10 protein-coding genes are annotated in these 13,692 nt (G+C 70.8%); 9 read left to right on the plus strand and 1 reads right to left on the minus strand.

Annotated features, from left to right (window positions below):
• Positions 1-257 precede the first annotated feature (257 nt).
• Positions 258-1,103, minus strand: coding sequence for an SDR family NAD(P)-dependent oxidoreductase (locus tag AN218_RS15505; protein ID WP_476755963.1), 846 nt, complete (start codon positions 1,101-1,103; stop codon positions 258-260).
• A gap of 333 nt (positions 1,104-1,436) precedes the next feature.
• On the opposite strand from AN218_RS15505, the gene AN218_RS15510 reads away from it, so the two are divergent.
• The 9 genes from AN218_RS15510 to AN218_RS15550 form a co-directional block, all read left to right on the plus strand.
• Entirely contained in the window at positions 1,437-2,699 is a 1,263-nt protein-coding gene (locus tag AN218_RS15510) for a phenylacetate--CoA ligase family protein (RefSeq protein WP_070017476.1), read from the plus strand.
• On the plus strand, positions 2,696-4,180 hold the full coding sequence (locus tag AN218_RS15515) for an MFS transporter (RefSeq protein WP_070017477.1): 1,485 nt from the start codon (positions 2,696-2,698) through the stop codon (positions 4,178-4,180). Before AN218_RS15510 ends, AN218_RS15515 begins: the two co-directional genes overlap by 4 nt.
• Positions 4,177-5,328: a GNAT family N-acetyltransferase gene (locus AN218_RS15520; protein WP_070017478.1), complete on the plus strand. Its 1,152-nt coding sequence runs from the start codon at positions 4,177-4,179 to the stop codon at positions 5,326-5,328. The genes AN218_RS15515 and AN218_RS15520 overlap by 4 nt, the downstream gene beginning before the upstream one ends.
• Entirely contained in the window at positions 5,325-6,491 is a 1,167-nt protein-coding gene (locus tag AN218_RS15525) for a LuxE/PaaK family acyltransferase (protein ID WP_070017479.1), read from the plus strand. Before AN218_RS15520 ends, AN218_RS15525 begins: the two co-directional genes overlap by 4 nt.
• A complete protein-coding gene (locus AN218_RS15530) occupies positions 6,488-9,037 on the plus strand; it encodes an acyl-CoA reductase (protein ID WP_070017480.1) in 2,550 nt (849 codons plus the stop codon). Before AN218_RS15525 ends, AN218_RS15530 begins: the two co-directional genes overlap by 4 nt.
• Positions 9,038-9,767: 730 nt before the next feature.
• The gene (locus AN218_RS15535; RefSeq protein WP_107421463.1) at positions 9,768-11,078 is read left to right on the plus strand and encodes an MSMEG_0569 family flavin-dependent oxidoreductase; all 1,311 of its coding nucleotides are present in this window, start codon (positions 9,768-9,770) and stop codon (positions 11,076-11,078) included.
• 52 nt (positions 11,079-11,130) lie between these two features.
• Positions 11,131-11,958: an amidohydrolase family protein gene (locus AN218_RS15540; protein ID WP_070017481.1), complete on the plus strand. Its 828-nt coding sequence runs from the start codon at positions 11,131-11,133 to the stop codon at positions 11,956-11,958.
• Between the two features lie 137 nt (positions 11,959-12,095).
• Positions 12,096-12,620 (plus strand): MSMEG_0572/Sll0783 family nitrogen starvation response protein, encoded by a 525-nt coding sequence (locus AN218_RS15545; protein ID WP_070017482.1) that lies wholly within the window; start codon positions 12,096-12,098, stop codon positions 12,618-12,620.
• 10 nt (positions 12,621-12,630) lie between these two features.
• Positions 12,631-13,692 (plus strand): MSMEG_0568 family radical SAM protein (locus AN218_RS15550; RefSeq protein ID WP_244900466.1); only part of this gene is annotated, 1,062 nt, incomplete at its 3' end.

The following is a 13,692-nucleotide window of genomic DNA, read 5'->3' on the forward strand; positions in this document are numbered from 1 at the left end:
TCCCGACAGCGGGAAGTGCGGCCCACGGCTGTCTCTGGAGGGCGTTGAGCTACATGGCAGTGGCTCAAGGGCGTCGTGGACGACTCCGCCGAGGAAGTCGACTTCATCGATGGCCGGCGCGAACATCGCGCCTTGCCGCAGGCCGCATCCGGCTGCCACATCGACGGCTGTCCGGTACTCCGCCCCGCTGTGTGCACGCCCGGGTGTGCACACGGCGTGAGGGCCGTCTCCGATGCGTGATCTTTCATGCACACGCCCTAGTCCGGGAAGGGACCTCGTACCGTGACGCCTCCATCGACCACGAGACTTTGGCCCGTCACATATGACGAGAGCGGCGAGGCCAGGTAGACGGCCGCGGCCGCTGCGTCCGCAGGGACGCCAAGCCGGCCCATCGGAATCTCCGGGGTTCCGCCGGCATCCTGTACTGAGCCTGCCGCCTGTGTCGCGATCGCGCCGCAGGCCACGACGTTCATGCGGATGCCGTCGCGTGCGTACTCTGCAGCGACGGTCTTGGCAAGGCTGGCGAGTCCGGCCTTGGCGGCCCCGTATGCCGCCTGCATCGGCGCGGCCATGACCCCGGTGACTGAGCCGANCTGGGCGAGGAACGTCCGGATGGCCGCGCGGGCTGCCCTGGCCACATAGCGAAGATTCATCTCGTGTACCAGGTCCCAGTCGTCTTCGCTCATCTCGTGGAGCCGTACGGACGGCACGAACGAGACCTGCCCCCCGACAACGGTCACGAGGACGTCGAGGCTGCCGAGTTCGGCGGTGGTGTGAGCGACGAACCCGTCGACGTCCTGTGGGGATCGGACGTCCCCGACGAGCGGAACGGCGCGTGCACCAGAGGCCGTCAACTCATGCACGGCATCCCGTGCTCGCTCCTGTTCGACGTCCGCCACGGCGACAGCAGCGCCGGCCGCAGCGTACGCACGCGAGATCGCGCGCCCGATGCCTTCGCCTCCGCCCCCGAGAACCAAGGCGTTCATGCCGTCAAGCGGCCGGGCCACATCAGTCATCGCCGGATCCTCGCATGTAGCGACCGTGGTGGTGGCGGGACGCCGGAGATCAGCACCCGTACCTCTGCCGCGGCGGCACTCCGGCATCGATGTACAACCCGCCGCTGTCCTGGCAATTCGCCTGCCATGAGATGTAACTCACCGTCGCAGTGCGGAGCTGGGTGTAATCAGTGTGCCGGGGGAGTGCTACTGTCAATCGTCGGCGCAAGCCTGAAGCAGTAAGAAGCAAGCCAGAGTTGACCGGCACAGAAGCGAGGCTTCCGTGCAGGGTCTCCCAGAGAAATTCCGGCTGTCCGTGAAACTTCCGGACCGGCCGTCGAACTCGGCACTGCACGCACAGCACTGAACCACCCCGAACCTCAACGGTGTTCGCTCTTCCGGGACGCCGTCCTCCTTCGCATGCCGTAAAGCAGGGAAACCATGCCTGTTCAATCACTCGCGGAACTCGTACGCTTCGTCCGCCGCAATTCGCCCTTCTACGCAGCGCTTTACTCCGGACTGCCCGATCACGTGACGGAGCTGACCCGACTCCCGGTCATGCCCCAGACCGAGTTCTGGCAGGCCAACACCCCTCGCGGAAACACACTGCTGACCGGCCCGCTCGACGAGGCAGTGGTGTTCAAGAGCGGCGGGACCACCGGTGCGCCGAAGTTCTCCTTCTACACCCGGGAGGAATGGCACGAGTTCACCACTGCTTTCGGCGCCGGGCTGGTCGATGCCGGCCTGCGGCCCGGTGAGCGGGTCGCCGACCTCTTCTACACGGGCGATCTCTACGCCAGCTTCACCTTCATCCTGGACGCACTGCACCGGGCCCCGGTCGCCAACGTCCGCCTTCCGATCGGCGGCGCCGCGCCCCTGGCCTCGACCGTCGACACGCTCGAGCAGTTCGACGTCGAGGTGATTGCCGGAACCCCGACGACTTTCTGCTCCCTCGCCGAGTACCTGCAGGCCGAAGGACGCCGACTGCCCCATGTGACCACCCTGTTCTTCGGCGGCGAGAGCATCTTCAGCGACCAGCAGCGCCTGTTGGCGACGGCCTTCCCCAACGCCCGTGTGGCCTCCATCGGTTACGCCGCGGTGGACGCCGGCCTCGTGGGCGCCGCCGTGCCGGGGGGCGACCCGCGGCTGCACCGCGCCTTCACCCCGCACACCGTGGTGGAGATCCTCGACGAGGACAGCGGAGAACCCGTCACCCGCACTGGCGTCCCCGGCCGCGTCGTCGTCACGGATCTGCGCCGGCGCCTGATGCCGGTCCTGCGCTACCCCGTCGGTGACCGCGCCGAGTGGACCTGCACCGCAGCCGGACACTTCCGCATTCTCGGACGCGCCGAAGAGGGGCTCCGCGTAGGCCCGGTGGCGTTGCACACCCAGGACGTGCACGACCTGGTGCGTTCGGTCGACCCCGCGGGCCGCATCAGCGGTCTGCAACTGGTGGTGCGCCGCTGGGAGGGCCGCGACGGGCTGGTGCTGCGCCTCGGCTCCGACCTCCGGGACGAGGAACTGCCCGAACTCACCGCAGCCGTGGACAAGGCGTTCGGGGCGGCCCGCCCGATGTACGAAGCGGCGGTCGCCGCCGGGCACATCCACCCGGTGGCCGTGGAGTGGGTGCGGCACGCGGACCTCGCCGTCAACACCCGCTCCGGGAAGCTGATTCGCGCCGTCGACGAAAGACCGCACGCATGAGCGGGCCGAAGGGGCTTCGCGGGCGACTGCCTGTCGTCCTGCGCAACCCCGCCTTCGGCACCGTATGGATCGCCCAGGTCCTCACTCAGGCATCGGCCCGGATGTTCCAGGTCGGCATCGTCTGGTGGCTCGTCCAGTACGCCGCCGAGTCCGAACCGGGCCTCGCCTCCGGCGCGTTCCTCGCCGTGAGCACGCTGCCCGCGGTCGCCCTGGCCCCCGTGGTGGCTGCCGTCATCGCCCGCAACCCGCACCGGTCGGTGATGGCCGCGGCGGCCGCCGGAGCCGGAGCGGTCGCCGCGTGCACCGCGGCGTGGGCGTTCACGACTCCGCTGCCGACGGGCGTCGCCTACGGCGCGGCCCTGCTCATCTCCGGCTGCCAGGCCCTGTTCGACCCCTGCCTGACCACGTCCGTGCCCGAACTCGTCGACGATGCCGACATCGAGGCCGCGACCGGCTTCGAACTGTCCACACAGTCAATCGCGGGACTGGCCGGCGGCCTCCTCGGCCCGCTCGTGGTCGACGCCTGGGGACTGCCGGGCATCGTCGCCGGATGCGCCGGCGCGTACCTGCTGGCCGCCCTGCTGATCTGCGTCAGCCGCTTCCCCGGAACGGCCCCTGGCGGGACGGGAGTCGAGGGGACGCGGGACGGAGCAACGGCGGCACAGTCCGCCGGGGAGCCGGCACCGGGCAGCGCAGCGTCTGCCGCTCCGCGTCGTACGCTGCGGAAGATCCTCGCCGAACTGCCGTTCATCCGGCGGGTGCTGCTCTGCTTCGCCGCGGCGAACGTCTTCACCACCGCCGTCTTCGTGGTCATGCCGCTCTACACCGCCTCCGTGCTGCGTGCCGACGGTTCGACCGTGGCGCTGCTGGAAGTGTCGCTCGGCATCGGCACCCTCGCCGGGTCGTTCACCGGCGGCCGGCTGCCGGGGCGCCCGACCACGGCCGGCGCCGTATGCCTGGGACTCATGGCGGCCTCGTTCGCCCTTCCGGGCATGTTCGCGGACCGGACCGCCTACGCGGCGGCCATGGTCGTCGCGGGATGGTGCGTGGGAGCCGTCGGCGTACGGTTCGTGGCCCTCTTCCAGCGGCTCGTACCGCCCGCCGACAAGCCGGGGTTCTTCGCGGTCATGCAGTCGCTGCTCGGGGCCACCTTCCCGCTCGCCTCCCTGCTGTTCGGCGTCCTGGGCGACCAGATCTCGCCTCGCACCCTCTGCCTGGTCCAGGCGACGGGCCTGGTGCCGGTGGCCCTCGTCCTGTGGTGGACGGGCGCCCGTGGCACGGCCGTCGACGAACGGACGGACCCACCCGGCTTCGAGCCGACGGCGACAGCCGCCGGGCAGCACCCGGGTGCTTCGGACCCTCACGCGTCGTCGTCCGGGCACGCCCCCGAGCGCGTTCCCTCGGACACCGCGACTGCCGCCGTCACCGTGGCTGCCGCTGCCGCCACCGCCACCGCCACCGCCGAAGGAGGAGCACGATGACCGTCACGATCACCCCCGCAGTCCTCCAAGACGTCGCGGAACTGCGGCAGTTGTACTTCGAGGTCTACGGCCACGGATACCCGGTGCCCCTCGGCAGCGACCCGGCAGAGATGCGACGGCTCATCACCGATCCGCACACCCACTGGCTGGTCGCCCGCAAAACCGGCGCCGGGGAACTGGCCGGCTCCGTCGTCGTGCAGACCGAACCCGGGAACCGGATCGGCAAGATCGTCGGGCTCGCCGTCCACCCCGCCCACCGCGAGGGGGGACTGGCCGGCCGGCTGACCGGCGCAGTCTGCACCGACGCCCTGGCCACCCGTTCCCTCGACTCGATCTACGCAACGGTGCGGGTGGTGACCGAAGGCCCCCAGCACGTCGTGGTGCGCAACGGGTTCCGCCCGCTGGGGCTGATGGCCAACGCCGTCGAGGTGGCCGGCTGCGAAAGCCTCGCCCTCTTCGCCCTCTTCGCCGAAGACGTACTGAACCACCGCGAGCACGTGCCGTGCGTGCCGGCCCCACTGGCTCCGCTCCTCACCGCCGTGGAGGAGACCTCGGGAATCGGCTATGCGAGCGTCCGTCCCATCGAGGCGCCGGGCACCGGCCTGCTCCCCGGACCGGTGGTCCCCTCCACCGCGGCCATGGAGATCGTCACCGCCCGCCATTTCGTGGGCCGCCGCTTCCTCGAACGGTTCCCCGACCCGGCGGGACGCTTCTTCCCGCTGCACTCCCCGAACGCGATCCTCACCCCGGAGAACGGCGAGTTCGAGGCGTACGCGGATCTGGACCCGGTCACCGGAAGCTGCTCGCTCATCGCGGTGCACCCGTACCCCGCGGCCATGGCGCACGCCCTGGAACCACTGATGACCGCGGTCACCCGTACCGGCGTGGACTACGTCGAGACGCTGCTTCCGCTCTCCGACACCGCGGGGCTCAGTGCCTTCCTGGCCGCGGGATTCGTCCCCAGCGCGCTCTATCCGGCCATGCGCCGCGTCGGCGACCGCTTCCACGACTACGTCGTGCTGTCCCGGACCAACCGCCAGATCGACTTCCGCGCCACCGCCGTCAGTTCGCTGGTGCAGCCGTACCTGAGTGCGTATCTGCGGGCCTGGACCGCGACGTACCTTCCACTTCACGAGGCTGTCTCATGAATCGCCATCTGCTTCCCGTCCAGGTCCCCGATCCGGCGTCGCTGCGGCACGTCCAGCGACTGTGCGACCTCGCGGCACCGTACGAGCAGGGCCCGGAGACCGACGCACTCTTCGCTGCCGCGATGGCCGAGAGCACCTCATGGCATGCCGAACGCTCCCCGTTCTTCCGGTCGTTGCTGACGGACGAGCCCGAGACGCCGGCCCCGGGCATGGGCCCGGACGTGCGCGCCCCGCTCGTGCACGCCAACTTCTTCAAGCGCCACGAACTGCTCTCCATCCCCCGGGACGAGGTCTTCCTCCACCTCACCTCCTCCGGCACCACCGGTCAGAAGTCGCAGATGTTCTTCGACGAGTGGACCATCCGCTCCGCCCAGCGCATGGTGGCCCGCGTCTTCGACCACTACGGGTGGATCACCCCGGACCGACCCGTCAACTACCTGCTCTACAGCTACGAGCCCGCACCCGCGCTGAAGCTCGGCACGTCCTTCACCGACAACTACCTGTGCGACTTCGCACCCGCCAAGGACACCACCCACGCCCTGCGCCACACCGGCACGGGACACGAGTTCGACGTGCGCGGCTGCATCGAGGCGCTCCAGCGCTACGCCGACGAGGGACTGCCGGTACGGATCTTCGGCTTCCCGGCCTTCCTCCACTTCACCCTGGAGCGGATGCGTTCGCTGGGGATCCCTCCGGTGCAACTGCCGCCCGGTTCGCTCGTCGTGCTCGGCGGCGGCTGGAAGGGCCACGCGGACCGTCAGATCGGCAAGCACGCCTTCTACGCGGAGGTCACCGAGCACCTGGGCGTCCCCTCCGAGCGGATCCGCGACACGTTCGGGTCCGTCGAGCACTGCGTGCCCTACGTCGAGTGCGAACGGCACCGCCTGCACGTTCCGGTGTGGTCCCGCGCCGCCGTACGCGACACCGCCACCCTCGAACCCCTTCCCCACGGTGAGCGCGGCTACCTCCACCTCGTCTCCCCGTACATCACCTCGGTCCCCGCGCAGAGCGTGCTCATGGGCGACCTCGCCTCGCTGCACCCCGCCGAGGAATGCGGCTGCGCCCAGCCGACCCCGTGGTTCACCGTCCACGGCCGGGCCGGAGTGAGCCGCAACCGTAGCTGTGCGGTGGCCGCCGCCGAACTTCTGAAGGGAACGTCATGACCAGCGCACCGACCCCCGGAGCGACCAGCGGACTCCACCTGTGGCAGGGCGAGTTCATCGACGACGCGAAGGTCACCGAGCTCCTTGCCGACCTGCCCGCCCTCACCGAGCGCACGATGGCGGAGCAGTTGCCCACCGACGTCGTGCTGTGCGCCTGCGACCGGCTCTCCGAGGCGCTGCGCACCCCCGGCGACCCGGTTCACACCCGGCTGACGGACTGCCTCACCGAGGGCGGCACGGAACCGGAGCAGGCGGCTTCCCTGCTCGCCGAGTCGGCCGAGGCCCTCAGCCGTCCGGCGCTGGAGCGCAAGCTCCGCCGCGAACTCGGCGGACTGCACCCGGAGCGGCTCACCCGGCCCGACGCGCGGGAGACCGTCTACGAGGCCTGGGCGCCCGTCGGTCTCGTCGTGCACATCGCACCGGGCAACGCCGCGGGCGTGGCTCCGCTGAGCGTCGTGGAAGGACTGCTGACCGGCAACCTCAACGTCCTGAAGACCAGCAGCTCCGACACACCGCTCGCTCCGCGCCTGCTCGCCGAGCTCGCCGCCGCCGACGAGACCGGCATCCTCGCCCGCCGGATCGTCGCTCTGAGCTTTCCCTCCGGCCGCCGGGCATGGCTGGAGCCCCTGTGCGCCGCGGCCGACGCGGTCGCCGTGTGGGGCGGCGAGGACGCCGTGGCCGGGATCGCCGAACTCACGCCGCCCGGCTGCCGACTGGTCGAGTGGGGCCACAAGATCTCGTTCGCGTACCTGACCCGCGATGCCTGGAGCGACCCCTCCGTCCAGTCCGCGCTCGCCACGGACGTCTGCCTTCTCGACCAGCAGGCATGTTCCAGCCCTCAGATCGTCTACCTCGACACCGACGACCGGGAGGAGGTCTTCGCCTTCGCGGACAGCTTCGCGGCCCGACTGGCCCAGGTCTCGGACAAGTTGCCCCCCGTCCGGCTCGACGTCGCCGAGCACGCCGAGATCACCAACACCGAACTCGTCGCCCGGCTCGAACAACACCTCGGCCTGACCCGGGTCGTCGCCGCCGAGGACGGTTCCTGGCGCGTCCTCGCCGACACCCGTACCGCGATGACCGCCTCACCGCTCCACCGCAGCGTCTGGGTCAAGCCGCTGCCGCGCCACGACATGGTCGCCACCCTGCGACCCATGCGGCGCTACCTCCAGACCGCGGCGATCGCCGGCACCCGCGCGGACGTGGCGGAGCTCAGCCGCTCCGCCGTCACCGCAGGTGTGACGCGAGTGACCTCGGTGGGCGCCATGCTCGACGCCTACCACGGCGAACCCCACGACGGCGTCTACGCGTTGCAGCGGTACAGCAGACGGGTCGCCGTACAGGCCGACCAGCGTTTCACCGCCACCTCCTGTCTGGACGACCTCGTGGCTCCGGCCGTGCAGCCCGCCCCGCCCGCCGGCCCGCTGCTCGACAAGGCAGGCGTCCAGGAGCAGTTGCGGAGCCTGGCTCCCGAACACGCCCACCTGTATTTCCGCAGCGGCGGCAGCACAGGCGCGCCCGCGCTCTCGGTCTTCACCAACGCCGACTACGACACCCAGATGCGCGCCGCCGCGAACGGCCTGCTCGACTCCGGGTTCGACCCGGCCCGCGACCGTGCCGCCAACCTCTTCTACAGCGGCAGCATGTACGGCGGCTTCATCAGCTTCTTCTCCATCCTGGAGCGGCTGAACGCCACGCAGATCCCGCTGTCCGCGGGCACCGACCTCGCCGCGGTCGCAGAAGCCCTCGTGACCTACCGGGCCGACACCCTCCTCGGCATGCCCTCCTACCTCTGGCAGCTCTTCCACACCCAGGGCGAGACACTGCGCGCTTACGGCGGAGTCCGGAAGGTGTACTACGGGGGCGAGCACTTCACCGCCGAGCAACGCCGCGTCCTCACCGACGACTTCGGCGTCGAGGTGATCCGGTCGGCCGCGTACGGCAGCACCGATCTCGGACCGCTGGCATACCAGTGCGAGCACGCCGAAGGCTCCGTCCACCACGTGCTGACGGACCTGCACACCCTGGAGATCCTCGACCTGGAGGAGGACCGGCCGGTACGAGCCGGCGAACCGGGGCGACTGATCTTCACCAGCCGGGCCCGGTCCGGCCAGCGGCTCGAGCGCTACCAGATCGGCGACATCGGCCGAGCGCTCGACGGGGTGTGCCCCTGCGGCAACCGCGCCCCGCGGATCGAACTCCTCGGCCGTCACGGCGATGTGGCACGCATCGGCACGAACTCCTACCACTACCGGCGCTTCGTCGACGCCGCCGAGAGACACCTCGGCTACCGGGGAGAACTCCAGATCGTCCTCACCTCGGAGGCGGCGCGGGAGCGGCTCACCGTCCGGCTCGACGAGCGCTACGCCCCGCCGGCCGACTCCGCCCGGGCCGCGTTCCTGGCGGAGGTTCCGGGCCTGCGCTCCGCGGTCGAAGAGGAGGACCTCCTCACGTGCTCGGTCGAGATCACCGACGGGGCCGCGTTCGAACGGACCGCGGCCAGCGGCAAGTTGCGCACGTTCGTGGACCTGCGCACAGCGGGATGACGTGCGGTACGGGAAGCCGGACGCCCATGCTGTGCACCCACCGTGCACCGGCCCGTTGTGCACCGGCCCGATGAGCGTCCTGCTTCTGTGCGGGGCAGGGCCCGTTCGCGGCTGTGCTTCGACGTCTCAAGGCGGGGAAGACGGGTTTCGCCTCGCTGCGTACGTACGTCCAGTAGTACCCGAAGGCGGCGAGCGCTCCCGCCACGGCGGCGAGGGCCAGCAGAACGAGTCGCAGACGGCGCGAACCAGGGCTGGGGGGTTCGTAGTTCAGGGCCAGCAGCAGGTGTCGCAGACGGCCCGGACCGCGGTGGGGGGCTTCGTCGTTCGTCGTCATGCGGGCCATTGCACGGCGACGGGCGTGACCACAGCGCCGTAAGGGCGAGTTGTTGCCGGACGCGGCCATCGGTTACGGGGCTGTCGCACAGCGGAAGGTGAGCGGAGTCCGCCCGGCGGCGGGCGCTGTCCCGGCGAGGGCGCCGACCCGGTGTGAGGATCTGCTAACGAAGCCTTGTTCCGGATGACTTCGTTCGGCAAAGAGGCCGGATTGAAGTGGTCTTCATGCACGACGACGGGGTTCGAAAGCCCGAACCCCGGTGTACCGCATGGAGGTTCGCATGCCAGAGGTGTGTCACCGGGTGCGCCCGTCCGACGGTGAGGTGCGGCGCCGGCGTCCCACGCCGGACGGGCCCGTCCCCGCCAAGGCCCTCCCGTACGCGGAAGGAAGCCGGCGGTGACGCGGGACCTCGCGGGAACGCACCGTGCGGTGGCCGTGATCGGCGGTGGACAGGCCGGGCTCGCCATGAGCTACTGCCTGCGCGAGCGCGGAATCGGACATGTCGTCCTGGAGGCCGGCCGGGTGGGACGCGAGTGGCGCGAGCGCCGCTGGGACTCCTTCTGCCTCGTCACCCCCAACTGGCAGTGCAGACTGCCCGGTTTCCCCTACGCGGGAGCGGACCCGGACGGATTCATGGTCCGGGACGAGGTCCTGCGCTACCTGGAGGACTACGTCTCCCACTTCCGGCCGCCGCTCGCCGAGGGCGTGACGGTCACGGGACTGCGGCGGTCCGCCACCGGCGTCTTCGAACTCGCCTCCGACGCGGGGGACTTCACGGCGGAGCAGGTCGTGGTGGCCACGGGCCCGTACCACGCTCCGGCCGTCCCGCGGCTCGCCGAGCGGCTCCCTCCCCACGTCGCGCAGCTCCACTCCTCGCAGTACCGCAACCCCGGCCAGCCGGCGGAGGGCGCCGTACTGGTGGTCGGCACCGGCCAGTCGGGGTGCCAGATCGCCGAGGACCTGCACCTCGCGGGACGCCGGGTGCATCTCGCCGTCGGCGGTGCTCCGCGCGTCGCCCGCTTCTACCGGGGCCGCGACTGCGTCGCCTGGCTGGACGAGATGGGGCACTACGCGAAGGAGGTCGGCGAGTTCGCCGACGGCGAGGCCGTGCGGATGCGCGTCAACCACTACGTCACGGGACGCGACGGCGGACGTGACATCGATCTGCGGGCCTTCGCCCGCGACGGCATGCGTCTGTACGGAAGGCTCTCCGAAGTCGACGGCACACGCCTGGAGTTCGCCGCCGACCTCAGGGCCAACCTCGACCACGCGGACTCCGTCGCCGAGGGCATCAAGGACTCCATCGACGCGCACATCGACGCCCACGGCATCGACGCTCCCGAGGAGGCGCGTTACGTGCCCGTGTGGGAGCCGGACGAGGAGCCCGGCACGCTCGACCTGCGCGAGGCCGGGATCAGCACCGTCATCTGGTCGACGGGTTTCGTCCGTGACCACGGGTGGATCGGGGCGCCGGTCTTCGACGGACGCGGCCATCCCGTCCACCGGCGCGGCGTGACGGACTGTCCGGGGCTGTACTTCCTCGGCCTGCCCTGGCAGCACACGTGGGGGTCCGGGCGGTTCGAAGGCGTGGGCCGGGACGCCGAGTTCCTCGCAAACCACATCGATGCCTCGCGGCGGTTCGCCGACGTCTGCGGCACCCTCACCGGCACCCCACTGCACCTGTCCCCGGCGGTCCCGGTCGGCTGACGCCCCGGTCCGTACCCGGCCACGGCCAAGGCCCGCCGAAGGAGCGATCCGTATGGCTACCCGTCACCACTTCGACGCCCACCGGCACTTGGGCGTGCTCCCCGATCACCCCTACTACGGCGGCCCTCCCGTCAACCCGGGCGGCGGCGCCCGCTCCGGCGTCAAGCAGCTCATCGAGGACCTGGACGCCGAGGGCACCGAACGCGCCCTGGTACTGCCGAACTACGGCGTCCCCGACCCCGAAGTCTCCTTCGCCTTCAACGAGTCGGTCATCGAGGCCGCGCAGAGCGACGACCGGATCCGGGCGGGCCTGTGGGTCTCGCCCCGTCCCGCGGACTCCGTCCGCACGGCCGAGGCGCTCGCGCTGGCGGGCGAGAGCGGCGTACGGGCGCTGAAGCTCAGCTTCCTGCTGGGCGGCCGCGCCACCGACCCGGAGTGCCTGCCCCTGCTCGACACCATCTTCCGTACGGCCGAACAGCACGGCCTGGTGGTCCATGTGCACACCTCTCCGGGGGCCGCGTCCGACATCGACGAGGTGGGCCTCCTCGTCGAGCGGTACGCCGATCGCGTCCCCGTGCACCTGGTGCACTTCGGCGGCGGCATGAGCGGCCACATCAAACTGGCGGGCTCCCGGTTCTTCGACTGGATCGAGGCCGGAAAGCGCGTCTACACCGACCTCTCCTGGGCGATCGGCTTCGCGCCGTACTGGCTGGCCCGGGAGATCGAGCGCCGCGGTCTCGGACACGACCGGGTGCTCTTCGCCAGCGACCAGCCGTGGGGCGACTTCGCGGGCGAGTTCGCCCGGATGAGCGCGGCGGCCGGTGACGGCGAACTCGGCGACCGCGTCTTCCGGGACACCTTCGCCTCGCTCTACGACTGAGCGCCACGACCGGCCGGTACGCCGTCGTCCCGGTCACGCTCCCCGCCCCGCGCGCGGAGCCCCCGTCCCCGTACCCGTCCCGTCCCCGTCCCTCAACTCACGCCGTACCGCGGCGATTTCCCAGGAGAGAGAGCACCATGACCCAGACAGCCCCCGAACTGACCGACGTCGAGAAGAAGAGCCTCGGCGAGATCCCGCACCCCTCGCTGCCCGAAGGCTCCAGCATCTACGGGTCCACGAAGGTCTTCCCCGACTACCAGGCCGAGAACGGCGAGTCGTACTTCACCCTCGTCCACGGCATCGCCCACGAGTCCTCCGTCAGCTTCGTGGCCGTCCTCCAGGCGACGCGCGCGCTGCGCAAGGGCTTCGAGACCGGCATCTACTTCTACGGGCCGGGCTCCCTCAACTGCCTTGCCACCCGCGGCTTTCCGACGACGGGAAGCTCCGCGTTCCCCGGCGAGCACAACATCAACAACCAGCTCACCACCTTCATCGCGGAGGGCGGCAAGGCGTACTGCTGCCGTTTCGGCCTCTCGCTGCACGGCGCCAGGGAGGAGGACCTCATCGAAGGGGTGATCCCCACGCACCCGCTGGACGTCCAGGACGCGCTGATCCACTACGCGCGCAAGGGCGCCATCATCAACTCGACCTACCAGCTCTGAGAGGTGTGACGTGAGCGTTGGCACCGGAGAGCACCGCGTACGTCCCGGGAAGGGCACCGCGGTGGACGTGAAGCTCCTCACCAGGGCCGAACTCGCCCTGCGGGGCCTCGGATCGGACACGGAGGTCAGGCGGCCGGACGGCGCGGGCCCCAGCGACGACGGCCATGTGCTCGTCGACGGTGCCAACGCCGCGCTCCCCAGCAATCCGGCCAGCCCCTACACGGTCCGCGACGGCCGCGTATGGCTCGGCGACGAGGACACCGGACTGACCCTGACCCCCGTGCGACGGCCCGCCTTCTACGACCTGACCACCGCCGACGGCGTCCCGTACGAGAAGATCGCCAGGCTGCACGGCGCGGACGTGCTGGCCACGACCGTCGTGCAGACCTGCGTGCGCTACGCCGAGTCCGACCGCTGCCGCTTCTGCACCATCGAGGAGTCCCTGCGCTCGGGCGCCACGGTCGCCGCCAAGACCCCGGCGCAGCTCGCCGAGGTGGCCGAGGCGGCCGTACGGCTCGACGGCGTGCGGCAGATGGTGATGACCACCGGGACGACCACCGGTCCCGACAGGGGTGCGCGGAACCTCGCCCGCTGTGTGCGGGCCGTGCGGGAGGCCGTTCCGGAACTGCCCGTCCAGGTGCAGTGCGAACCGCCCGGAGACCTCGCGTGGATCCGCGAACTGCGCGACGCCGGCGCGGTGTCCGTCGGCATCCACGTCGAATCCCTCGACGACGGCGTACGGCGCCGCTGGATGCCCGGCAAGTCGACCGTGCCGCTGGCCGAGTACGAGGCGGCATGGGACGAGGCGGTCGAGGTCTTCGGCCACAACCGCGTCTCGACGTATCTGCTGGTGGGCCTCGGCGAGGACCCGGACGAACTCGTCGCGGGCGCCCGTGCGTTGATCGGACGCGGCGTGTACCCGTTCGTCGTGCCCTTCCGGCCGATGCGCGGCACCCTCGCCGCCCGCGACGGCGTCGGCGCCCCCGACGCCCGCGTGCTGCGCCACGTCACCGAGTCGGTGGCGGCGGAGCTGCGCGCGGCGGGCATGAGCGGCGCCGACCAGCAGGCGGGC

Origin of the sequence: Streptomyces nanshensis (genome assembly GCF_001751255.1) — a bacterium.
In the GTDB taxonomy this organism is placed as follows: domain Bacteria; phylum Actinomycetota; class Actinomycetes; order Streptomycetales; family Streptomycetaceae; genus Streptomyces; species Streptomyces nanshensis_A.

What these genes read in the sequence shown, in the direction of transcription:
- AN218_RS15545 (WP_070017482.1), top strand. Translation starts at nt 12,096, where the DNA reads ATGACCCAGACAGCCCCCGAACTGACCGACGTCGAGAAGAAGAGCCTC.
- AN218_RS15525 (WP_070017479.1), top strand. Translation starts at nt 5,325, where the DNA reads ATGAATCGCCATCTGCTTCCCGTCCAGGTCCCCGATCCGGCGTCGCTG.
- AN218_RS15510 (WP_070017476.1), top strand. Translation starts at nt 1,437, where the DNA reads ATGCCTGTTCAATCACTCGCGGAACTCGTACGCTTCGTCCGCCGCAAT.
- AN218_RS15520 (WP_070017478.1), top strand. Translation starts at nt 4,177, where the DNA reads ATGACCGTCACGATCACCCCCGCAGTCCTCCAAGACGTCGCGGAACTG.
- AN218_RS15540 (WP_070017481.1), top strand. Translation starts at nt 11,131, where the DNA reads ATGGCTACCCGTCACCACTTCGACGCCCACCGGCACTTGGGCGTGCTC.
- AN218_RS15530 (WP_070017480.1), top strand. Translation starts at nt 6,488, where the DNA reads ATGACCAGCGCACCGACCCCCGGAGCGACCAGCGGACTCCACCTGTGG.
- AN218_RS15515 (WP_070017477.1), top strand. Translation starts at nt 2,696, where the DNA reads ATGAGCGGGCCGAAGGGGCTTCGCGGGCGACTGCCTGTCGTCCTGCGC.